At 60.1% G+C, this 20899-nt stretch carries 19 protein-coding genes; 8 read left to right on the forward strand and 11 right to left on the reverse strand.

Annotated features, from left to right (window positions below; translation table 11 throughout):
- Nucleotides 1-2: 2 nt before the first annotated feature.
- Entirely contained in the window at nucleotides 3-2420 is a 2418-nt protein-coding gene (gene gyrB, locus ELQ88_RS02640) for a DNA topoisomerase (ATP-hydrolyzing) subunit B (RefSeq protein ID WP_128874608.1), read from the forward strand.
- A 49-nt stretch (nucleotides 2421-2469) separates the two neighbouring features.
- On the opposite strand, the gene ELQ88_RS02645 is transcribed toward gyrB, so the two are convergent.
- Nucleotides 2470-3189, reverse strand: coding sequence for a response regulator transcription factor (locus ELQ88_RS02645; RefSeq protein ID WP_128874609.1), 720 nt, complete (start codon nucleotides 3187-3189; stop codon nucleotides 2470-2472).
- A gap of 156 nt (nucleotides 3190-3345) precedes the next feature.
- On the opposite strand from ELQ88_RS02645, the gene ELQ88_RS02650 reads away from it, so the two are divergent.
- Nucleotides 3346-4878 (forward strand): PAS domain-containing sensor histidine kinase, encoded by a 1533-nt coding sequence (locus tag ELQ88_RS02650; RefSeq protein WP_138963479.1) that lies wholly within the window; start codon nucleotides 3346-3348, stop codon nucleotides 4876-4878.
- Nucleotides 4879-5058: 180 nt separating this feature from the next.
- Here ELQ88_RS02650 and ELQ88_RS02655 read toward each other — a convergent pair whose 3' ends face one another.
- The 4 genes from ELQ88_RS02655 to glyQ form a co-directional block, all read right to left on the reverse strand.
- A complete protein-coding gene (locus tag ELQ88_RS02655; RefSeq protein WP_128874611.1) occupies nucleotides 5059-5838 on the reverse strand; it encodes a lysophospholipid acyltransferase family protein in 780 nt (259 codons plus the stop codon).
- A 70-nt stretch (nucleotides 5839-5908) separates the two neighbouring features.
- Nucleotides 5909-6457, reverse strand: a complete 549-nt coding sequence (gmhB, locus tag ELQ88_RS02660) for a D-glycero-beta-D-manno-heptose 1,7-bisphosphate 7-phosphatase (RefSeq protein WP_178084670.1) — start codon at nucleotides 6455-6457, stop codon at nucleotides 5909-5911.
- Nucleotides 6458-6461: 4 nt separating this feature from the next.
- Complete coding sequence (glyS, locus tag ELQ88_RS02665) at nucleotides 6462-8516, reverse strand: glycine--tRNA ligase subunit beta (protein WP_128874613.1); 2055 nt, start codon at nucleotides 8514-8516, stop codon at nucleotides 6462-6464.
- Nucleotides 8513-9466 carry a glycine--tRNA ligase subunit alpha gene (gene glyQ / locus ELQ88_RS02670; protein ID WP_064680830.1) on the reverse strand — a complete coding sequence of 318 codons (954 nt, stop codon included), beginning with the start codon at nucleotides 9464-9466 and terminating at the stop codon, nucleotides 8513-8515. Before glyQ ends, glyS begins: the two co-directional genes overlap by 4 nt.
- 81 nt (nucleotides 9467-9547) lie before the next feature.
- Between glyQ and tag the strand changes: the two genes are divergently transcribed.
- Nucleotides 9548-10105, forward strand: a complete 558-nt coding sequence (gene tag, locus ELQ88_RS02675) for a DNA-3-methyladenine glycosylase I (RefSeq protein ID WP_128874614.1) — start codon at nucleotides 9548-9550, stop codon at nucleotides 10103-10105.
- Between the two features lie 40 nt (nucleotides 10106-10145).
- Nucleotides 10146-11033 carry a lysophospholipid acyltransferase gene (locus ELQ88_RS02680; RefSeq protein WP_128874615.1) on the forward strand — a complete coding sequence of 296 codons (888 nt, stop codon included), beginning with the start codon at nucleotides 10146-10148 and terminating at the stop codon, nucleotides 11031-11033.
- A gap of 7 nt (nucleotides 11034-11040) precedes the next feature.
- Here the strand turns inward: ELQ88_RS02680 and ELQ88_RS02685 are convergent, their stop codons facing one another.
- The 5 genes from ELQ88_RS02685 to def form a co-directional block, all read right to left on the reverse strand.
- Nucleotides 11041-11355 carry a tetratricopeptide repeat protein gene (locus tag ELQ88_RS02685; protein WP_138963483.1) on the reverse strand — a complete coding sequence of 105 codons (315 nt, stop codon included), beginning with the start codon at nucleotides 11353-11355 and terminating at the stop codon, nucleotides 11041-11043.
- Nucleotides 11356-11446: 91 nt separating this feature from the next.
- Nucleotides 11447-12820, reverse strand: a complete 1374-nt coding sequence (gene trkA, locus ELQ88_RS02690) for a Trk system potassium transporter TrkA (RefSeq protein WP_138963485.1) — start codon at nucleotides 12818-12820, stop codon at nucleotides 11447-11449.
- Nucleotides 12821-12842: 22 nt separating this feature from the next.
- Nucleotides 12843-14153 (reverse strand): 16S rRNA (cytosine(967)-C(5))-methyltransferase RsmB, encoded by a 1311-nt coding sequence (rsmB, locus tag ELQ88_RS02695; RefSeq protein ID WP_138963487.1) that lies wholly within the window; start codon nucleotides 14151-14153, stop codon nucleotides 12843-12845.
- Nucleotides 14150-15109: a methionyl-tRNA formyltransferase gene (gene fmt, locus ELQ88_RS02700; RefSeq protein WP_138963489.1), complete on the reverse strand. Its 960-nt coding sequence runs from the start codon at nucleotides 15107-15109 to the stop codon at nucleotides 14150-14152. Before fmt ends, rsmB begins: the two co-directional genes overlap by 4 nt.
- Nucleotides 15110-15166: 57 nt before the next feature.
- Entirely contained in the window at nucleotides 15167-15673 is a 507-nt protein-coding gene (def, locus tag ELQ88_RS02705; protein ID WP_064680548.1) for a peptide deformylase, read from the reverse strand.
- A gap of 166 nt (nucleotides 15674-15839) precedes the next feature.
- On the opposite strand from def, the gene ELQ88_RS02710 reads away from it, so the two are divergent.
- From ELQ88_RS02710 to ELQ88_RS02720, 3 genes are all read left to right on the forward strand, one after another.
- Nucleotides 15840-16865 (forward strand): LysM domain-containing protein, encoded by a 1026-nt coding sequence (locus ELQ88_RS02710; RefSeq protein WP_128874619.1) that lies wholly within the window; start codon nucleotides 15840-15842, stop codon nucleotides 16863-16865.
- Nucleotides 16866-16945: 80 nt separating this feature from the next.
- On the forward strand, nucleotides 16946-18052 hold the full coding sequence (gene dprA, locus ELQ88_RS02715; protein ID WP_138963491.1) for a DNA-processing protein DprA: 1107 nt from the start codon (nucleotides 16946-16948) through the stop codon (nucleotides 18050-18052).
- Nucleotides 18053-18106: 54 nt separating this feature from the next.
- Nucleotides 18107-18664, forward strand: coding sequence for an L-threonylcarbamoyladenylate synthase (locus ELQ88_RS02720; RefSeq protein ID WP_128874620.1), 558 nt, complete (start codon nucleotides 18107-18109; stop codon nucleotides 18662-18664).
- Nucleotides 18665-18775: 111 nt separating this feature from the next.
- Here ELQ88_RS02720 and ELQ88_RS02725 read toward each other — a convergent pair whose 3' ends face one another.
- Nucleotides 18776-19753, reverse strand: a complete 978-nt coding sequence (locus ELQ88_RS02725; protein WP_128874621.1) for an NADPH:quinone reductase — start codon at nucleotides 19751-19753, stop codon at nucleotides 18776-18778.
- 179 nt (nucleotides 19754-19932) lie between these two features.
- Between ELQ88_RS02725 and hemF the strand changes: the two genes are divergently transcribed.
- Nucleotides 19933-20847 (forward strand): oxygen-dependent coproporphyrinogen oxidase, encoded by a 915-nt coding sequence (hemF, locus tag ELQ88_RS02730; RefSeq protein ID WP_128874622.1) that lies wholly within the window; start codon nucleotides 19933-19935, stop codon nucleotides 20845-20847.
- Nucleotides 20848-20899 lie beyond the last annotated feature (52 nt).

Below are 20899 nucleotides of genomic sequence, written 5' to 3' on the forward strand. Positions count from 1 at the left end.
CATTGAGCGAAGAAAATACGTACGACTCAACGAGCATTAAAGTGCTGAAAGGCCTGGATGCCGTACGCAAACGTCCCGGTATGTACATTGGTGACACCGACGATGGCAGCGGTCTGCACCACATGGTCTTCGAGGTAGTCGACAACTCCATCGACGAAGCGCTCGCCGGTCACTGCGACGACATCAGCATCATTATTCACCCGGACGAATCCATCACCGTTCGCGACAACGGTCGTGGCATCCCGGTAGACGTACACAAAGAAGAAGGCGTATCGGCAGCCGAGGTCATCATGACCGTGCTGCACGCCGGCGGTAAGTTCGACGACAACTCCTACAAAGTATCCGGCGGTCTGCACGGTGTGGGTGTGTCGGTTGTGAACGCCTTGTCCGAAGAGCTGGTGTTGACTGTTCGCCGCAGTGGCAAGATCTGGGAACAGACCTACATCCACGGTGTTCCGAAGGAGCCGATGAAAATCGTCGGCGAAAGCGAAACCACCGGTACCCAGATTCACTTCAAGCCATCCGACCTGACCTTCAAGAATATCCACTTCAGCTGGGACATCCTGGCCAAGCGGATTCGTGAACTGTCCTTCCTGAACTCCGGTGTCGGCATCGTCCTCAAGGACGAGCGCAGCGGCAAGGAAGAGTTGTTCAAGTACGAAGGCGGCCTGCGTGCGTTCGTTGAATATCTGAACACCAACAAGACCCCGGTCAACCAGGTGTTCCACTTCAACATCCAGCGTGAAGACGGCATCGGCGTGGAAATCGCCCTGCAGTGGAACGACAGCTTCAACGAGAACCTGTTGTGCTTCACCAACAACATTCCACAGCGCGATGGCGGTACTCACCTGGTGGGTTTCCGTTCGGCCCTGACGCGTAACCTGAACACCTACATCGAAGCGGAAGGTCTGGCGAAGAAGCACAAAGTCGCGACCACTGGCGACGATGCCCGTGAAGGCCTGACCGCGATCATTTCGGTGAAAGTGCCGGATCCGAAGTTCAGCTCTCAGACCAAAGACAAGCTGGTTTCTTCCGAAGTGAAGACCGCGGTCGAACAGGAAATGGGCAAGTACTTCTCCGACTTCCTGCTGGAAAACCCGAACGAAGCCAAGCTGGTCGTCGGCAAGATGATCGACGCGGCACGGGCTCGTGAAGCGGCGCGTAAAGCCCGTGAGATGACCCGTCGCAAAGGTGCGCTGGATATTGCCGGCTTGCCGGGCAAACTGGCTGACTGCCAGGAAAAAGACCCTGCCCTTTCCGAACTGTACCTCGTGGAAGGTGACTCTGCTGGCGGCTCCGCCAAGCAGGGACGCAACCGTAGAACCCAGGCCATCCTGCCGTTGAAAGGCAAGATCCTGAACGTCGAGAAGGCACGCTTCGACAAGATGATCTCTTCGCAGGAAGTGGGCACCTTGATCACCGCGCTGGGCTGCGGCATTGGCCGTGACGAGTACAACATCGACAAGCTGCGCTACCACAACATCATCATCATGACCGATGCTGACGTCGACGGTTCGCACATCCGTACCCTGCTGCTGACCTTCTTCTTCCGTCAGTTGCCGGAGCTGATCGAGCGCGGCTACATCTACATCGCACAGCCGCCGCTGTACAAGGTCAAGAAAGGCAAGCAAGAGCAATACATCAAAGACGACGACGCCATGGAAGAGTACATGACGCAGTCGGCCCTGGAAGATGCAAGCCTGCACCTGAACGACGAAGCCCCGGGGATTTCCGGTGAAGCGCTCGAGCGTCTGGTAAATGACTTCCGCCTGGTGATGAAGACCCTCAAGCGTCTGTCGCGCCTGTACCCACAGGAACTGACCGAGCACTTCATCTACTTGCCTGCAGTGAGCATGGAGCAACTGTCCGATCACGCCGCCATGCAGGATTGGTTGGCCCAGTACGAAGTTCGCCTGCGCACCGTCGAGAAGTCCGGCCTGGTTTACAAAGCCAGCCTGCGTGAAGACCGTGAACGTAACGTCTGGCTGCCTGAGGTCGAACTGATCTCCCACGGCCTGTCGAACTACGTCACGTTCAACCGCGACTTCTTCGGCAGTAACGATTACAAGACGGTTGTTTCGCTGGGCGCTCAACTGAGCACCTTGTTGGACGACGGCGCGTATATCCAGCGTGGCGAGCGCAAGAAGCCGGTCACCGAGTTCAAGGAAGCACTTGAATGGCTGATGACTGAAAGCACCAAGCGTCACACCATCCAGCGATACAAAGGTCTGGGTGAAATGAACCCGGATCAGCTGTGGGAAACCACCATGGACCCAAGCCAGCGCCGGATGCTTAGAGTCACCATCGAAGACGCCATTGGCGCGGATCAGATCTTCAACACCTTGATGGGTGATGCGGTCGAGCCACGTCGTGACTTCATCGAAAGCAACGCCCTGGCGGTATCCAACCTGGATTTCTGATCCAGCGCTTGTCAAAAAAAGGCCACCGTTCACGCGTTGGCCTTTTTTTTTACTCGCTTGCCGCCCCCACACTCTCCAACCGATACCCATACCCATAAATCGTCAGCAGTTGCCAACCGCGATCAGCCGTCAGGCCAAGTTTGTTGCGCAGGCGATAAATGTGGGTATCCAGCGGTCGAGACGACACCATCTCTTCATGGGTCCAGAACCTCTCATACAGATACTCCCGGGATAGCGGCCGTCCCAGGTTGCTGAACAGGCAACGCGCCAGCCGGTATTCCCGCTCGGTCATTCCGATCGCTTTGCCGGCGCGGTTTACAGTCAACTCGGCATCATCGAACACCAGGTCATTGAAACTCAGTACTTCGGTCGCTGCCGCACGTTGCTGGCTATGCCGGCGCAACACTGCCGCCACCCTGGCTTTCAGTTCATTGGGTCGAAACGGCTTGCTGACGTAATCGTCGGCGCCCGCATTCAACGCCTGGACGATATCGCTTTCAGCATCGCGGCTGGTCAGCATGATCGCGGCGGGCGGTGCGTCCATGTGCTCGCGGGTCCAGCGTAGCAGCGACAGGCCACTGAAGCCTGGCAACTGCCAGTCGAGGATCAGCAGGTCGAATGTTTCCCGTCGCAATTGACGTAACAGGTCCTCTCCCTGCTCGAAGCTGTGCAATGACCAGGCAGGCTCACCTGGTTCGGCCATCTGCCGCAAAGTCTGTTCCACCCTGCGCAGTTCTGCCGGTTCGTCATCCAGTATCGCGACACGCATGTACGTTATTCCTTTGGCGGCCAGCATGTTATCTGACAATACACGTTCGGTTGGAGAGTGAAAGTAAGCAGGTCCGCTATGATTCTTCAAGCGCCCTCCTCCGGGAACTGTGACCCATGAACGAAATTCCCTACAACTCTCACGACAGTATTGCCTATGAATCATGAGCGACGCCGGGAAAGTCGCGAGCCGACTCAAGTCCAAAGGTTGTTTCGGCAATTGGTCCGGGAATGGCTTTGGATAAGCTTGCTTTTGTTACCCCTGACGGGCCTTCTTTCTTTCAATGCCGAGACCAGCCAACGAGACGGCTCGGGTGTGTGGGGCGCGTTGTTGTCTGTTTGCCTGGTCGCCTGTGTCCTGGGTCTGTTATTGCTTCGGCCAAGGCTGGCGCTCTGGTTGACCTTGGTGGGTATGGGGTGTGCGCTGCTGGCGAGCGTAGGGTTGGCGAAACTGGGCTGGTGGTGGTCCCCTGCAGCGAGTCTGTTGGGCATGCTGTTCGGTTACCTGATCTGGAACTGGCGGCGCTTGAGTGTGGTACTGACCTATTTTGGCTGGGAACTGGAGCGGCTGGACAGCGAGCCGAAGGTCTTTCCTGAGCGCCGTCGTGCACAATTTCCGACTGACGACCCTTTGCAAGGTCAGATCATGGCGCTGGAGCAAGCGATGGGGCGAACCCGTGATACCCGTCGTTTTATCGCTGATGGCCTGGAGTATTTGCCTGTCGCCACCTTGATCAGTGATCCCCATGGCCGGATTTTGCTGGGTAACCGTAATGCCAGGGATCTGTTTGGCACAGATCTGGTGGGCGATGACGTGCTGGAGCAATTGGCCAGGCTGGGTTATCCGGAACTGGTGGAAGGCCCTCGGCCATTCTTATCGACTTTGCCGCTGGTGGAGTTCAGGGACGTCAAAGAACGCAGTCTGCGTCTGGAGCGCGCTGCGTTGCTGCCAGTGGACGGGGAAACGCCTATCGGCTGGTTATTGAGCCTGACCGACCTCAGCGTTGAGCGTGATGCCGAGGAGCAGCGTGGCGTACTGTTGCGCTTCTTGTCCCATGATCTGCGGGCGCCCCACTCGGCAATTCTCGCCCTGCTCGACGTCCACCGACATCAAGCTGTCGGGGACACCCAGCTGTTCGATCAGATCGAGTGCCAGGTGCGTCGAGCCCTGGAATTGACTGACGGTTTCGTCCAACTGGCCAAGGCCGAGTCAGAGGCGTATCAGTTTCAGCCGAGCCTGTTTGCGATGATGGTGCTGGATGTCTTCGATCAAACGTTGACCATTGCACAGTTGAAGCAGATCGAAATGGTCCATCACCTGGATGAGGTTGCGCAGGAAAGCTTGATCATGGCCGATCAGGCGCTGCTGACTCGAGCCTTGTTCAATCTGCTGGAGAACGCCATCAAGTACAGCGGCCCCGGCACTCGAATCATTGTGCAAGTCAACTGCGCCGAAGGCTGGCTGACGTGCGAGATCATCGATCAAGGCAAAGGCATTGCCGCAGAGGAATTGCCCGAGCTGTTCAGCCAGTATCGGCGACTTTCCTCAGCTCACGGCATTGATGGCGTGGGGTTGGGGCTGTCGATGGTGAAGGCAGTGATGGATCGACATGGCGCAAGGATTGAGTGCCAAAGTGTTGTGGATCAAGGCACTCGCTTCAGGCTGCATTTCCCTTTGCTCAGGGATTGAAATACTGCTATTTCCGGCATAAAAAAACCGGCTATATCAGCCGGTTTTTTTGCGCCCGAAAAAAACTTATGCACCTTTTTCGGTGTTTTATGTGTTTATGAAATATGTATATAAATCATAAAGCTACAAGCCAAATACGGCACTTGTAAGCAAAACGATACACAGGTTATCCACAGAATCTCAGACTGCCATTTGATCACTGGCCGCCGGGGTGTGGGGGGCTGGTGGAATCGAGCCCATTTCCCGCTGCATCTGCTCGTTCCAGGCCTGGACCCGATCGTTCAGCTCGGCAATGGCGCGCGGGCCGCTGCCGTCGGCGTACATGGGTTCACCGATGATCACGGTGATGACGCCCGGCTTCTTCGCCCAACCGGTTTTCGGCCAGTATTTGCCTGCATTGTGCGCAATCGGCAGCACCGGCAGCGCAGCATTGACCGCCAAAGCGGTGCCACCGCGGGAGAATTTTCCGATGGTGCCGTAAGGAACCCGCGTCCCTTCCGGGAAGATCAGTACCCACACGCCATCTTTGAGCAATTCATCGCCCTTCTTCGCCACGTGCTTGAGCGCAGCTTTAGGATTGCCGCGGTCGATGGCAATCGGTCGCAGCATGGCCATCGCCCAACCGAAGAACGGAACGTAAAGCAGTTCACGCTTGAGCACTTGGCTCAGTGGCTCGAAGTAGGCCGAGAGAAAGAAGGTCTCCCAGGTGCTCTGGTGATTGGATTGAATCACGCAGGGCTGGTCAGGCACGTTCTCTGCGCCTTTGATTTCATGGCTGATGCCCAGAAAGACTTTGCTCAGCCACAAGGCGCAGCGGCACCAGTAGACATTGATAAAGCGATAGCGCGCCTTGAACGGGAGAAAAGGTGCGATAAAAAAGCTCAGGCTGCACCAGAGCAAAGAGCTGGTGCCCAGCAGCAGGTAAAAGAGGAAGGTTCTGATGGCCTGCAGTATCGACATGGCGACGTTTACCGTGCGGGCATTGCCCGTCTATATCAGCGCACTCCTGATCAATCCTTGGCCAGGAATATCAAAAGCGCTCATTGTGGATAAGTTCTGCGGCAATCGCCGCCAGATCGTCAAAAATCAAGGTGCCCACCGGCAGGGTCTTGCCCAGAGTCTTTTCGCCTTTTCCGGTCTTTACCAAAACTGGCTGAGAATCGACGGCTTTGGCGGCTTCCAGGTCACCGAGAGTATCGCCGACGAACCATAGATTGGTCAGCGCTACGTTGTAATGCGCGGCGATGGTTTTCAACATCCCCGGTTGTGGTTTGCGGCAATCGCAACCGTCGTCCGGCCCGTGCGGGCAGTAGACGATCAGCCCGACTTCCCCACCCTGCTCCGCCACCAGCGAGCGCAAGCGCTCGTGCATGGCGTCCAGGGTGGCGATGTCGTAATAGCCGCGAGCGATGCCCGACTGGTTGGTGGCCACGGCCACCGTCCAGCCGGCTTTGCTCAACTGCGCGATGGCTTCGATTGAACCGGGGAGTGGAATCCACTCCTCCACCGACTTGATGTAAGCGTCGGAGTCGTAATTGATCACCCCGTCCCGATCGAGAATCAGCAGTTTCAACAGCAATCCCTCAGCCCAGCAGTGAAATGTCGGCGACACCGAGGAACAGCCCACGCAAACGCGCCAGCAACGCATAGCGGTTGGCGCGCACTTTGGCGTCGTCGGCATTGACCATCACGGCTTCGAAGAACGCATCCACCGGCTCGCGCAAGGCCGCCAGGCGTGCCAGGGATTCGCTGTACTGACGCGCCGCAGCCATCGGCTGGACAGCCTGGTCCGCCTGCTGGATCGCCGAATACAGGGAGAACTCGTTGGCGTTGTCGAAGTACTTGGCTTCCACGACCGAAGGTATAGAACCCTCTACCTTGCTCAGCAGGTTCGAAACGCGCTTGTTCACCGCGGCCAGGGCAGCGGCTTGCGGCAATTTGCGGAACGCCTCTACCGCTTGGACGCGCTGATCGAAGTCCAGCGCCGAGCCCGGTTTCAGGGCACGCACCGACAGGTAAGTCCCGACATCGACACCCTCGTCTTCGTAGCGGGCACGCAGACGGTCGAAGATGAACTCCAGCACCGAGTCGTTCAGGCCGGCAGCCTTGACCTTGGTACCGAACGCATTCACGGCAAACGCTACGGCGTCGTTCAAATCGAGGTCGAGCTTCTTGTCGATCAGGATGCGCAACACACCCAGGGCGGCACGACGCAAGGCGTACGGGTCTTTGCTACCGGTTGGCAGCATGCCGATGCCGAAAATGCCCACCAGCGTGTCGAGCTTGTCAGCGATGGCCACGGCCGCACCGGTCAGGGTCGTCGGCAGCTCTGCACCGGCACCGCGCGGCATGTACTGCTCGTTCAGCGCCAGGGCGACTTCTTCCGGCTCGCCGTCGTTGAGGGCGTAGTAATAACCGGCGACACCTTGCATCTCCGGGAACTCACCGACCATTTCGGTCGCCAGGTCGCACTTGGACAGCAGGCCGGCACGGGAGGCCCAGGCTGCGTTGCCGCCAATGCGCTGCGCGATGAAGGCGGCCAGTTTGGAAACACGCTCGGCCTTGTCGTAGACGCTGCCGAGTTTTTCCTGGAACACCACGTTTTGCAGGCGCAGGTTGAAGTCTTCGAGTTTCTGCTTCTTGTCTTGCTTGAAGAAGAATTCGGCGTCGGTCAGGCGTGGGCGAACCACTTTCTCGTTACCGGCGATGATTTGTTGCGGGTCTTTGCTTTCGATGTTGGCCACGGTAATGAAACGTGGCAGCAACTTGCCGTCGGCGTCCAGCAGGCAGAAGTACTTCTGGTTGTCCTGCATGGTGGTGATCAGGGCTTCTTGCGGTACGTCGAGGAAACGTTCCTCGAACGAGCACACCAGCGGCACCGGCCATTCCACCAGCGCAGTCACTTCGTCGAGCAGGCCCGGTGGAACGATCGCCTTGCCTTCCTGCATCGTCGCCAACTCTTCGGTGCGCTTGCTGATCAGCTCGCGACGTTCGTTGGAGTCGGCCAGTACATAAGCGGCACGCAGGTCGCTCAAGTAGTTGGCTGGCGAGGTGATGCGCACGCTTTCCGGGTGATGGAAGCGATGACCACGGGAATCACGGCCGGCTTTCTGGGCGAGGATGGTGCAGTCGATGACCTGGTCACCGAGCAGCATCACCAGCCACTGGGTCGGACGCACGAACTCTTCCTTGCGGGCGCCCCAGCGCATGCGCTTTGGAATCGGCAGGTCGTTCAGGGAGTCTTCGACGATGGTCGGCAGCAGGCTCGCGGTCGGTTTGCCGGCGATGCTCTGGCTGTAGCGCAGTTTCGGGCCGCTCTGATCGATTTCGCTCAGGTCGACGCCGCACTTCTTGGCGAAACCCAATGCCGCTTGAGTCGGATTGCCTTCGGCATCGAACGCGGCCTGGCGTGGCGGGCCGTCGAGGTTGATGCTGCGATCCGGCTGGTGGGTGGCCAGCGAGGTGATCAGCACAGCCAGGCGGCGCGGTGCGGCGTAGACGGTTTTGGTCTCGTAGTTCAGGCCCGCGGCTTGCAGGCCCTTGTCGATACCGGCGAGGAACGCGTCGGCCAGGGTGTTCAGGGCTTTGGGTGGCAGTTCTTCGGTGCCCAGTTCAACCAGAAAATCTTGCGCACTCATTGTGCAGCCTCCAGCTTGGCCAGTACTTCGTCACGCAGGTCCGGGGTCGCCATCGGGAAGCCCAGCTTGGCGCGAGCCAGCAGGTAGGCTTGCGCAACGGAACGCGCCAGGGTGCGTACACGCAGGATGTATTGCTGACGTGCGGTCACCGAGATCGCCCGGCGCGCATCCAGCAGGTTGAAGGTGTGGGAGGCCTTCAACACCATTTCGTAGCTCGGCAACGGCAGCGGCTGCTCGAGTTCGATCAGGCGCTTGGCTTCGCTTTCGTAGAAATCGAACAGCTCGAACAGCTTCTCGACGTTGGCGTGTTCGAAGTTGTAGGTCGACTGCTCCACTTCGTTCTGGTGGAACACGTCGCCGTAGGTCACTTTGCCCATCGGACCGTCAGCCCAGACCAGGTCGTAGACCGAGTCCACGCCTTGCAGGTACATGGCCAGGCGCTCAAGACCGTAGGTGATCTCGCCGGTCACCGGGTAGCACTCGATGCCGCCCGCCTGCTGGAAGTACGTGAACTGCGTCACTTCCATGCCGTTGAGCCAGACTTCCCAGCCCAGACCCCAGGCGCCCAACGTCGGCGATTCCCAGTTGTCTTCGACAAAACGGATGTCGTGGACCAACGGGTCCAGGCCGACATGCTTGAGGGAGCCCAGGTACAGTTCCTGGAAGTTGTCCGGGTTCGGCTTCAGGACTACCTGGAACTGATAGTAGTGCTGCAGACGGTTCGGGTTTTCGCCGTAGCGGCCGTCAGTCGGGCGACGACTGGGCTGCACATAAGCGGCGTTCCAGGTTTCCGGGCCGATGGCGCGCAGGAACGTGGCAGTGTGGAAAGTGCCGGCGCCTACTTCCATATCGTAGGGCTGAAGTACCACGCAACCTTGCTCGGCCCAGTATTGCTGGAGGGCGAGGATCAAGTCTTGGAAGGTACGCACGGCTGGCGTAGGCTGGCTCACGAAATTCACCTGTTTCTTGGGCTGCGATTTAAAGAGCGGGAGTATACCCGATTCGGTCCTGCGCACGCCCCCTGGAGCCTTATGCCACGCTGCTTTTGGTGTTCCGAAGATCCGCTGTACATGGCTTATCACGATCAGGAGTGGGGTACGCCGCTACGCGATGCGCAGGGATTATTCGAGTTGCTTTTGCTCGAAGGGTTCCAGGCCGGCCTGTCCTGGATCACGGTACTGCGTAAACGCGAGCGTTATCGCGAGGTATTGTTCGGCTTCGACGTCCAGCGCGTGGCGCAGATGAGCGACGCCGAGATCGATCAATTGATGCTCGATCCGGGGATCATCCGCAATCGCCTCAAACTCAACGCAGCCCGGCGCAATGCCCAGGCCTGGCTGGCGCTGGAGGATCCGGTGGCGTTTCTCTGGTCGTTCGTCGGTGGCCAGCCTGTGATCAATCATTTCAAGGATCGAACCGAGGTGCCGGCCGTGACGCCGACCGCCGTGGAAATGAGCAAAGGCCTGAAAAAGGCCGGCTTCACCTTCGTCGGCCCGACCATTTGTTATGCATTGATGCAGGCTTCGGGCATGGTCATGGACCATACCCGGGATTGCGATCGCTACGCGACTCTGGTGAACGGCGGTTAGAATGGCCGCCTCGCGCACAGCACAAGATCAGGAGTGACCTGTGGAAAAGTTTAAAGGCGCCATGCTGGTAGGCGCTCTGCGGCTGTTTGCCCTGCTCCCGTGGCGGGCCGTGCAGGCCGTCGGCGCGGCCATTGGCTGGGTCATGTGGAAAACCCCCAACCGTTCCCGCGACGTGGTGCGGATCAATCTTGCCAAGTGCTTCCCCGACATGGATCCGGCTGAACGGGAGCGCCTGGTCGGCCAGAGCCTGAAAGACATCGGCAAGTCCCTGACCGAAAGTGCCTGCGCCTGGATCTGGCCGGCGCAGCGCTCGATCGATCTGGTACGCGAAGTCGAGGGGCTCGACGTATTGAAGGACGCCCTCGCCTCCGGCAAAGGCGTCGTCGGTATCACCAGCCATCTGGGCAATTGGGAGGTGTTGAACCACTTCTATTGCAATCAGTGCAAACCGATCATTTTCTATCGTCCGCCCAAGCTGAAGGCGGTGGATGATTTGCTGCGCAAGCAGCGGGTGCAGCTGGGCAACCGGGTTGCCGCATCCACCAAGGAAGGCATCCTCAGCGTGATCAAGGAAGTGCGCAGAGGGGGGGCCGTAGGGATTCCCGCCGATCCGGAACCCGCCGAATCCGCCGGGATCTTCGTGCCGTTTTTCGCCACGCAGGCACTGACCAGCAAATTCGTCCCGAACATGCTCGCGGGCGGCAAAGCGGTCGGCGTGTTCCTGCATGCCCTGCGGCTGCCGGACGGTTCGGGGTACAAGGTGATCCTCGAAGCCGCGCCAGAAGCCATGTACAGCACCGACACCGAGACATCCTGCGCGGCCATGAGCCAGGTGGTGGAGCGGTATGTCCGTGCTTACCCGAGCCAATACATGTGGAGCATGAAGCGCTTCAAGAAGCGCCCGCCGGGTGAAGAACGTTGGTATTGACCGCTGATCAGTGCGCCTGACGCTCGAGCTTCTTCAGGAACACCGTCATTTCCTTTTCCGCCTGCTTGTCGCCATGGACGCGGGCGGCTTCCAGACCCTGTTCCCAGGCCTGGCGCGCAGCCGGATAATCCGCCAGCGCCAGGTGGGCCTTGCCCAACAGTTTCCAGGCTGCCGAATACTTTGGGTCGAACTCGACGCAACGCTGGAAATGCTCGGCGGCCTTGGCATTTTCCCCGAGATCCAGGTAACCCTTGCCGAGGCCGAAGCGCAGCAATGAGTTATCCACACCCTTGGCGAGCATTTTTCCCAGGGATTCGAGCATGGTGGATTCCTTATTCAGGTGTGTCAGGGGATATCTGATGCAGTGAGACCGCTATCGCCGGGAGGGCCTCTTCGCGGGCGCAAATACCGGATCAGAAGAAGCTCAGCCCCACATGAAACAGCTTCTCCACATCCCGAATATGCTTTTTATCCACAAGGAACAGAATCACATGATCACCCGCCGCGATCACGGTGTCATCGTGGGCGATGATCACCTCTTCGTCGCGAATGATGGCGCCAATGGTGGTGCCTGGCGGCAGGCCGATGTTCTCGATGGATTTACCGATCACCTTGCTCGACTTCGCATCGCCGTGGGCAATGGCCTCGATGGCCTCCGCCGCGCCGCGCCGCAATGAGTGCACGCTGACAATATCGCCGCGCCGCACATGGGCCAGCAACGTGCCAATGGTCGCCAGTTGCGGGCTGATGGCGATGTCGATGTCGCCGCCCTGGATCAGGTCGACATAGGCCGGGTTGTTGATGATGGTCATCACCTTCTTCGCGCCCAGGCGCTTGGCCAGCAACGACGACATGATGTTGGCCTCGTCGTCATTGGTCAGGGCGAGGAACAGGTCGGCGTCGGCGATGTTCTCTTCCAGCAGCAGATCCCGATCCGAAGCGCTGCCCTGCAGCACCACGGTGCTGTCGAGGGTGTCCGAAAGATGACGGCAGCGCGCCGGGTTCATTTCGATGATCTTTACCTGGTAACGGCTTTCAATGGCCTCGGCCAGGCGTTCACCGATCTGCCCGCCGCCAGCGATGACAATGCGCTTGTAGCTTTCATCGAGGCGGCGCATTTCACTCATCACCGCACGAATATTTGCCTTGGCCGCGATGAAAAAGACTTCGTCGTCCGCCTCGATCACCGTATCGCCCTGGGGCAGGATGGGGCGGTCACGGCGGAAAATCGCCGCGACCCGGGTTTCGACATTCGGCATGTGCTCGCGCAATTGGCGCAGTTGCTGGCCCACCAGCGGACCGCCGTAATAGGCCTTGACGGCCACCAGCTGGGCCTTGCCCTCGGCAAAATCGATCACCTGCAACGCACCCGGATGCTGGATCAGGCGCTTGATGTAGTTGGTGACCACTTGCTCCGGGCTGATCAGCACATCCACCGGAATCGCTTCGTTGTCGAACAGATCATTACGCGTCAGGTAGGCCGCTTCGCGGACCCGGGCGATTTTGGTCGGCGTGTGGAACAGGGTGTGGGCGACCTGACAGGCCACCATGTTGGTTTCGTCACTGCTGGTCACGGCCACCAACATGTCGGCGTCGTCCGCGCCAGCCTGGCGCAGCACCGTCGGGAGCGAGCCGCGGCCCTGCACCGTGCGGATGTCCAGCCGGTCGCCGAGATCGCGCAGGCGGTCGCCATCGGTGTCGACTACCGTGATGTCATTGGCCTCGCTGGCCAAGTGTTCCGCCAGCGAACCGCCGACCTGCCCTGCGCCGAGGATGATGATTTTCATCCAGTCACTCCCTTAAACCCGGTTAACCGCGCGCGGCGGCGATCTTGATCAGCTTGGCGTAGTAGAACCCGTCGTGGCCGCCTTCCTGGGCCAGCAACTGGCGGCCATGGGGCTGCTTGATGCCGGCCTGACTGGCGATATCCAGTTCCCGAGCGCCCGGCGTACGAGCGAGGAAGGCCTCGATGACTTCAGTGTTCTCGGTTGGCAGCGTGGAGCAGGTGGCGTAAAGCAGGATGCCGCCAACGTCCAGGGTTATCCACATGGCATCCAGCAATTCGCCCTGCAGCACCGCTAATGCGGCGATGTCGTCGGGTTGGCGGGTCAGCTTGATGTCCGGGTGACGACGGATCACACCGGTGGCCGAGCAGGGTGCATCCAACAGTATGCGTTGAAACGGTTTGCCGTCCCACCAGGTTGCGGTGTCGCGGCCGTCGGCGGCGATCAGGTCTGCGCTCAGGCCCAGGCGTGCAAGGTTCTCACGCACTCGCACCAGACGCTTGGCTTCCAGATCCACGCCCACTACGCCGGCCAGTTCGGGTTCGGCTTCAAGGATGTGGCAGGTCTTGCCGCCCGGTGCGCAGCAAGCGTCCAGCACGCGTTGCCCCGGTGCCAGATCCAGCAGGTCGGCGGCCAGCTGCGCCGCCTCGTCCTGCACGCTGATCCAGCCTTCGGCGAAGCCCGGCAGACTGCGCACGTCGGCGGCGGTGTCGAGGATGATGCCATCCGGACTGTAAACGCACGGTGTGGCGGCGATGCCGGCTTCGCTCAGCAACCCAAGGTAGGCGTCACGCGCGTGATGGCGTCGGTTGACCCGCAGAATCATCGGCGGATGTGCATTGTTCGCCGCGCAAATGGCTTCCCACTGCTCAGGCCAGAAAGCCTTCAGGGATTTTTGCAGCCAGCGCGGGTGAGCGGTGCGCACCACCGGGTCGTGTTCCAGTTCGGCAAGCAGCGCTTCGCTTTCCCGTTGCGCGCGGCGTAAAACAGCATTGAGCAGCGCCTTGGCCCAGGGCTTTTTCAGCTTGCCGGCGCAACCGACGGTTTCGCCGATGGCGGCATGAGCCGGAACGCGGGTGTAGAGCAACTGATAGAGGCCGACCAGCAACAGCGCCTCGACATCGGCATCCGCTGCCTTGAACGGTTTCTGCAACAACTTCGCCGCCAGCGCCGACAAACGCGGCTGCCAGCGAGCGGTGCCGAACGCCAGGTCCTGGGTGAAACCGCGATCACGGTCTTCGACCTTGTCCATTTGTGTCGGCAGAGAACTGTTGAGTGAGGCTTTTCCGTTAAGAACAGCAGCGAGTGCCTTGGCGGCGGCCAGACGTGGGTTCATTGAGCGTCCGCCGTTTGCCCGAGGACGGTGCCGACGGCGAACTTCTCACGACGGCTGTTGAACAAGTCGCTGAAGTTCAGCGCTTTGCCGCCGGGCAATTGCAGGCGGGTCAGGCACAGCGCCTGTGCGCCGCAAGCGACGATCAAGCCGTCCTTGCTGGCGCCGAGGATTTCACCGGGAGCGCCCTGCCCTTCAGTCAGGCTCGCAGCCAGGACTTTCAGTGCCTCACCATCGAGCGTGCTGTGGCAGATCGGCCACGGATTGAAGGCGCGGACCAGGCGTTCCAGTTCAACCGCCGGACGGCTCCAGTCGATGCGCGCTTCATCTTTGTTCAATTTGTGAGCATAAGTGGCGAGGCTGTCGTCCTGCACTTCGCCTTCCAGCATGCCGGCAGCGAGCGCCGCAATCGCCTGGATAACGGCGGGTGGACCCATCTCGGCCAGGCGGTCATGCAAGCTGCCGCCGGTGTCTTCACCGGTGATTGGTGTGGTGACTTTAAGCAACATCGGCCCGGTATCGAGGCCCAGTTCCATGCGCATCACGGTCACGCCGCTTTCGCTGTCGCCAGCTTCGACGGCGCGCTGGATCGGTGCCGCTCCGCGCCAGCGTGGCAGCAGGGAGGCATGGCTGTTGATGCAACCCAGGCGCGGAATATCCAGCACCACTTGTGGCAGGATCAGGCCGTAGGCGACTACCACCAGCAAGTCCGGCTTCAGCGCGGCCAGTTCGGCCTGGGCGTCTTCGTTGCGCAGGGTCGGCGGCTGCAGCACCGGGATGTTGTGTTCCAGAGCCAGCTGCTTGACCGGGCTCGGCATCAACTTTTGCCCGCGGCCCGCCGGACGGTCCGGCTGGGTGTAGACCGCGACGATCTCGTAAGGGCTGTCGAGCAGGGCCTTGAGGTGTTCGGCGGCGAATTCCGGGGTGCCGGCAAAGACAATGCGCAGTGGCTCAGTCATGGGAGCGATCTCTGAAAAGAAAAAGGCTTGCCGCAGCAAGCCTTTGAAAGAAGGGCATCAAGCGTTCTGGCGATGGAGCTTTTCCAGTTTCTTCTTGATTCGGTCGCGTTTGAGCGTGGACAGGTAGTCGACGAACAATTTGCCGTTGAGGTGGTCGCATTCATGCTGGATGCACACGGCGAGCAGGCCTTCGGCGATCAGTTCGTAAGGCTGGCCGTCGCGGTCCAGGGCCTTGACCTTGACCTTCTGCGGGCGATCGACGTTTTCGTAGAAGCCCGGCACCGAGAGGCAACCTTCCTGATACTGTTCCATCTCGTCGGTCAGGGTTTCGAACTCGGGGTTGATGAATACCCGCGGTTCGCTGCGGTCTTCGGAGAGGTCCATGACGACGATACGTTTATGCACGTTGACCTGGGTCGCGGCGAGGCCGATGCCTGGCGCTTCATACATTGTTTCAAACATATCGTCGACCAACTGACGCACTTCGTCGTCCACTACGGCCACTGGTTTGGCGATAGTGCGCAGGCGCGAATCGGGGAATTCGAGGATGTCTAAAATGGCCATAAGCTCAATTGCTGCACGTGTGAGGTAAAGTCGGGTCGATGGCCTGGCGGGTCCGAAGATGCCGGCTACCGTTGTAAAACGTAGCTCCCTTGCCTAAGCAAGCCGGGAGCGAGCCACGAGGGCTCTGGCGTTTCACGCGAACGCACATAATAAAGGGATTCACCGCATGAGGAAATCACTACTCGCCTTGCTCCTTCTGGCCTCGGCCGGTTTTGCGCACGGGCAAGTGCAACTCAGGGAAGGTTTTCCACAGCAATACACGGTTGTCACGGGGGACACACTTTGGGACATATCGGGTAAATACCTGCGTGAGCCATGGAAATGGCCCGAGCTCTGGCAGGCCAATCCGCAGATCGAAAACCCCAACCTCATCTATCCCGGCGATACGCTGTCACTGGTCTACGTCAACGGCCAGCCGCGGCTGACCCTCAATCGCGGCGCTTCCCGGGGCACCATCAAGCTCTCGCCACGCATCCGCAGCAGCCCGGTGGCCGACGCGATCCCGAGCATTCCACTGCAAGCGATCAACAGCTTTCTGCTGAGCAACCGCATCGTCGACAAGGTCGAGGACTTCGACAAGGCGCCGTATATCGTCGCAGGCGATGCCGAGCGGGTGCTCAGCGGCACCGGCGATCGCATCTTCGCCCGCGGCCACTTCGACCCGGATCAGCCGGTCTACGGCATCTTCCGTCAGGGCAAGGTGTATACCGACCCGGAGAGCAAGGAGTTCCTCGGGATCAATGCCGACGACATCGGCGGTGGCGAGATTGTGGCCACCGAAGGCGACGTCGCCACCCTGGCGCTGCAACGCACTACGCAGGAAGTGCGTCTTGGCGATCGCTTGTTCAGCAGCGAGGAGCGATCCATCAACTCGACCTTCATGCCCGGTTCGCCAAAAACCGACATCAACGGCTTGATCATCGATGTGCCGCGCGGGGTTACCCAGATCGGCGCACTGGATGTGGTCACGCTTAACAAGGGCCAACGCGATGGTCTCGTCGAAGGCAATGTGCTGGTGGTGATGAAAACCGGCGAAACGGTACGGGACCGGATCACCGGTGAACGGGTGAAGATTCCTGATGAACGTGCAGGTCTGCTGATGGTGTTCCGCACATACGACAAGCTCAGCTACGGGCTGGTGCTCAATGCTTCGCGCTCGCTGGCGGTGATGGACAAGGTGCGAAATCCGTAAGCAGGCTCCACAAGTTACTAACAGAGTTATCCACAGCTTGTTCCCGGTTGAACGGGGCTTATAACGATCAAGGATGATCCATGTCGCTACCTGGTGTTTCACCGGTTTCCCCTGCGGAACTGGAAGCTCGATTACGTCTGCACCGTTTGCCGGAACTCGGCCCTGCACGCTTCAAGAAATTGCTTGAGGCGTTCGGTTCGGCGTCCAAGGCCATCAGCGCGCCAGCGAGTGCCTGGCGTGCGCTGGGCCTGCCCCTTGCTTGCTCCGAGGCCCGGCGCGCCAGTGAAATCCGTGACGGTGCCAGTCAGGCATTGGCCTGGCTAGAGCTTGCGGGCCAGCATTTACTGATGTGGGACCAGCCCGACTACCCGGCGTTGCTCGCTGAAATCAGCGATGCGCCGCCGTTGTTATTTGTGGCGGGCGATCCGGGTATTCTGGAAAAACCGCAGCTGGCGATGGTCGGCAGCCGGAGTGCTTCCCGACCGGGCATGGACACCGCCGCCGCGTTTTCCCGGAGCCTGGCGAGCGCCGGTTTTGTCATCACCAGCGGCCTGGCTCTCGGAATTGATGCCGCTGCGCATCAGGCGGCGATGGATGTGGGCGGGCGAACGGTCGGGGTACTTGGCACGGGACTTGAAAAGTTTTATCCACAGCGCAATCGAGGGCTGGCCGAGGCCATGATTGCGTCGGGCAGCGCGGTGGTTTCCGAGTTCCCGCTGGACGCCGGCCCCAGCGCCAGCAACTTCCCGCGGCGCAACCGGATCATCAGCGGTTTGTCTCTCGGCGTACTGGTAGTGGAGGCGAGTGTCGCCAGCGGTTCGTTGATCACCGCGAGGCTGGCGGCGGAACAAGGTCGTGAGGTTTATGCGATTCCCGGGTCGATTCATCATCCCGGCGCCCGCGGTTGCCACCAATTGATCCGCGACGGCGCGGTGTTGGTGGAAACCATCGAGCATATCCTCGAAGCCTTGCGCGGCTGGCAACGGTTGCCGTTATCCACCGAGTCGCCGTCGACTGCGGCCATCCATCCACTGCTTGTGCTGCTCCATGCGGCGTCCCATACCAGCGAGGCGCTGGCAGAGTCCAGCGGCTGGGTTTTGCCAAAAGTGCTGGCCGCGCTGACGGAACTGGAAATGGATGGCCGTGCGGTGTGCGAAAGCGGGCGCTGGTTTGCGCGGGGGAGCTAGGTTTTATAATGAAGAAAGGTAAACTGCGCAGAGCCTTATTCCGGAGAGTTTTTCATGGTCAACAGTTGGCGTGTGCAACAAGCCGCGCGAGCCATTCGCGCAGGCGCGGTGATTGCCTATCCAACCGAAGCGGTCTGGGGCCTGGGTTGCGACCCTTGGGACGAAGAAGCGGTGGAACGTCTGCTGCTGATCAAGGGACGGTCGGTGGAAAAGGGCCTGATTCTGGTCGCCGATAATATCCGCCAGTTCGATTTCCTCTTCGAAGACTTTCCCGAGTTGTGGATGGACCGCATGGCCAGCACCTGGCCGGGGCCGAATACCTGGCTGGTGCCACACCAGAATCAGTTGCCGCAGTGGATTACTGGCGTGCACGAGACTGTGGCGCTGCGGGTCAGCGATCACCCGCAGGTGCGGGATTTGTGCGCGTTGGTGGGGCCCCTGGTGTCGACTTCGGCCAACCCTCAGGGCCGGCCGGCGGCGCGGACACGGATCCGTGTCGAGCAGTATTTCCGCGGGCAGCTTGATCTGGTGCTGGGTGGGAACCTTGGGGGGCGCAAGAATCCGAGCGTTATTCGAGACGTGGCGACTGGAAACGTAATTCGCCCGGATTAAAACCGCGTCATCGTTCTTCGCTGGCAAGCCAGCTCCCACAGGTTCGAGTCGTATACAAATTATGTGATCGACCGCAATCCTGTGGGAGCTGGCTTGCCAGCGAAGAGGCCCTCAAGGCAACAATACTGTCGAGCCAGTCGTACGCCGCGCCGACAACTCGGTCTGCGCCTTCGCCGCCTCAGCCAACGGATACTTCTGGCTGATGTCCACCTTCAGCTTCCCGCTGATGATCATCTCAAACAGCTCATCGGCCATCCGCTGCAGGTTTTCCGCCGTGTTGGCATAGGTCGCCAGGGTCGGTCGGGTCACGTACAGCGAGCCCTTCGCCGACAAAATCCCCAGGTTCACCCCGTCCACCGCGCCTGAAGCATTACCAAAGCTCACGACCAGACCCCGAGGCTCCACGCTGTCGAGCGAAGTCAGCCAGGTGTCCTTGCCGACGCCGTCGTACACCACCGGGACTTTTTTACCGTCAGTCAATTCCAGCACGCGTTGTGCGACGTTTTCATGGCTGTAGTCGATGGTGGCCCAGGCGCCGTTGGCCTTGGCCAGCGCAGCTTTCTCTGGTGAACTCACCGTGCCGATCAACTTCACGCCCAAGGCCTTGGCCCATTGGCACGCCAGGGAACCGACACCGCCAGCCGCCGCGTGGAACAAAATGGTTTCGCCGCCCTTGAGTTCGTAGGTCTGGCGCAGCAGGTACTGCACGGTCAGCCCCTTGAGCATCACGCCGGCGGCCTGTTCAAAGCTGATCGCGTCTGGCAAGTGCACCAGATTGGCTTGTGGCAATACATGGACGTCGCTGTAGGCACCTAGCGGGCCGCTGCCGTAGGCCACGCGATCACCGACCTTGAACCGGGTGACTTCATTGCCCACCGCCTCGACCACCCCCGCGCCTTCGGAGCCCAGGCCCGATGGCAAGGACGGCGGCGGATAAAGACCGCTGCGATAATAAGTGTCGATGAAGTTCAGACCGATGGCCTTGTTGCTCACGCGAACCTGCTGCGGGCCGGGCTCGGCGGGTTGGTAATCGACATACTCGAGCACTTCGGGGCCGCCATGGGTGCGGAACTGGATACGCTTTGCCATCAGAACTCTCCTTGGGTCTTGGCTTCTGGAATTGTTGCGTCAAGCGCCCTATGCAACGCCCAAGCTTGATCTTCGTCAACTGCGGAGGGTGCTCCTGCGATGTTATGCTACGCGCCCATTTGCGCCGGCCCCCGCTCCGATGGAGCGCCGCGTAGCTTTGCCCGATTCAAGGTGATGACATGACGACCCGCACCGAGGCCGTAAAAGCCTACCTGCTCGACCTGCAAGACCGCATTTGCGCTGCTCTGGAAGCTGAAGACGGCGGTGCACATTTCGTCGAAGATGCCTGGGCCCGGCCTGCCGGCGGCGGCGGTCGCACCCGGGTGATCGAAAACGGCACGGTCATCGAAAAAGGCGGCGTCAACTTTTCCCACGTCTTCGGAAGCGGTCTGCCGCCGTCCGCCAGCGCCCATCGACCAGAACTGGCAGGCCGCGGCTTCGAAGCCCTGGGCGTGTCGCTGGTGATTCACCCGCACAACCCGCATGTGCCGACTTCCCACGCCAACGTACGCTTTTTCATCGCTGAAAAAGAAGGTGAAGAACCGGTCTGGTGGTTCGGTGGCGGTTTCGACCTGACGCCTTATTACGGCAATGAAGACGACTGCGTGCACTGGCACCGCGTCGCCGAGCAGGCGTGCGCGCCGTTCGGTCCCGACGTCTACTCGCGCTACAAGGCCTGGTGTGACAGCTACTTCCATATCAAGCATCGCCACGAGCCACGGGGCATCGGTGGGCTGTTCTTCGATGACCTGAACGAGTGGGACTTCGACACCAGCTTCGCCTTCATGCGCGCCATTGGTGATGCGTTCATCGACGCGTACCTGCCGATCGTGCAGCGCCGAAAACACGCAGCGTTCACCGCGAAACAGCGCGAATTCCAGGAGTTCCGGCGTGGCCGTTACGTCGAGTTCAACCTGGTCTACGACCGCGGTACGCTCTTCGGCCTGCAATCGGGCGGGCGTACCGAGTCGATCCTGATGTCCCTGCCGCCGCAGGTTCGCTGGGCTTATGACTGGAAAGCCGAGCCGGGCAGCGAAGAAGCGCGCCTGACCGAATACTTCCTGCAAGACCGCGATTGGTTGGCCAAGGGTTGAGTACTGTTTCGCCGGGGATGGCGCCAAGATCGCAGCCTGCGGCAGCTCCTAC

Origin of the sequence: Pseudomonas sp. MPC6, from assembly GCF_006094435.1 — a bacterium.
Classification (GTDB): domain Bacteria; phylum Pseudomonadota; class Gammaproteobacteria; order Pseudomonadales; family Pseudomonadaceae; genus Aquipseudomonas.

Coding starts and splice junctions, on each gene's coding strand:
- ELQ88_RS02650 (WP_138963479.1), top strand. CDS start 3,346: ATGAATCATGAGCGACGCCGGGAAAGTCGCGAGCCGACTCAAGTCCAA.
- hemF (WP_128874622.1), top strand. CDS start 19,933: ATGACGACCCGCACCGAGGCCGTAAAAGCCTACCTGCTCGACCTGCAA.
- ELQ88_RS02710 (WP_128874619.1), top strand. CDS start 15,840: ATGAGGAAATCACTACTCGCCTTGCTCCTTCTGGCCTCGGCCGGTTTT.
- ELQ88_RS02645 (WP_128874609.1), bottom strand. CDS start 3,189: ATGCGTGTCGCGATACTGGATGACGAACCGGCAGAACTGCGCAGGGTG.
- ELQ88_RS02725 (WP_128874621.1), bottom strand. CDS start 19,753: ATGGCAAAGCGTATCCAGTTCCGCACCCATGGCGGCCCCGAAGTGCTC.
- ELQ88_RS02685 (WP_138963483.1), bottom strand. CDS start 11,355: ATGCTCGAATCCCTGGGAAAAATGCTCGCCAAGGGTGTGGATAACTCA.
- trkA (WP_138963485.1), bottom strand. CDS start 12,820: ATGAAAATCATCATCCTCGGCGCAGGGCAGGTCGGCGGTTCGCTGGCG.
- fmt (WP_138963489.1), bottom strand. CDS start 15,109: ATGACTGAGCCACTGCGCATTGTCTTTGCCGGCACCCCGGAATTCGCC.
- rsmB (WP_138963487.1), bottom strand. CDS start 14,153: ATGAACCCACGTCTGGCCGCCGCCAAGGCACTCGCTGCTGTTCTTAAC.
- ELQ88_RS02655 (WP_128874611.1), bottom strand. CDS start 5,838: ATGTCGATACTGCAGGCCATCAGAACCTTCCTCTTTTACCTGCTGCTG.
- def (WP_064680548.1), bottom strand. CDS start 15,673: ATGGCCATTTTAGACATCCTCGAATTCCCCGATTCGCGCCTGCGCACT.
- glyS (WP_128874613.1), bottom strand. CDS start 8,516: ATGAGTGCGCAAGATTTTCTGGTTGAACTGGGCACCGAAGAACTGCCA.
- dprA (WP_138963491.1), top strand. CDS start 16,946: ATGTCGCTACCTGGTGTTTCACCGGTTTCCCCTGCGGAACTGGAAGCT.
- ELQ88_RS02720 (WP_128874620.1), top strand. CDS start 18,107: ATGGTCAACAGTTGGCGTGTGCAACAAGCCGCGCGAGCCATTCGCGCA.
- tag (WP_128874614.1), top strand. CDS start 9,548: ATGCCACGCTGCTTTTGGTGTTCCGAAGATCCGCTGTACATGGCTTAT.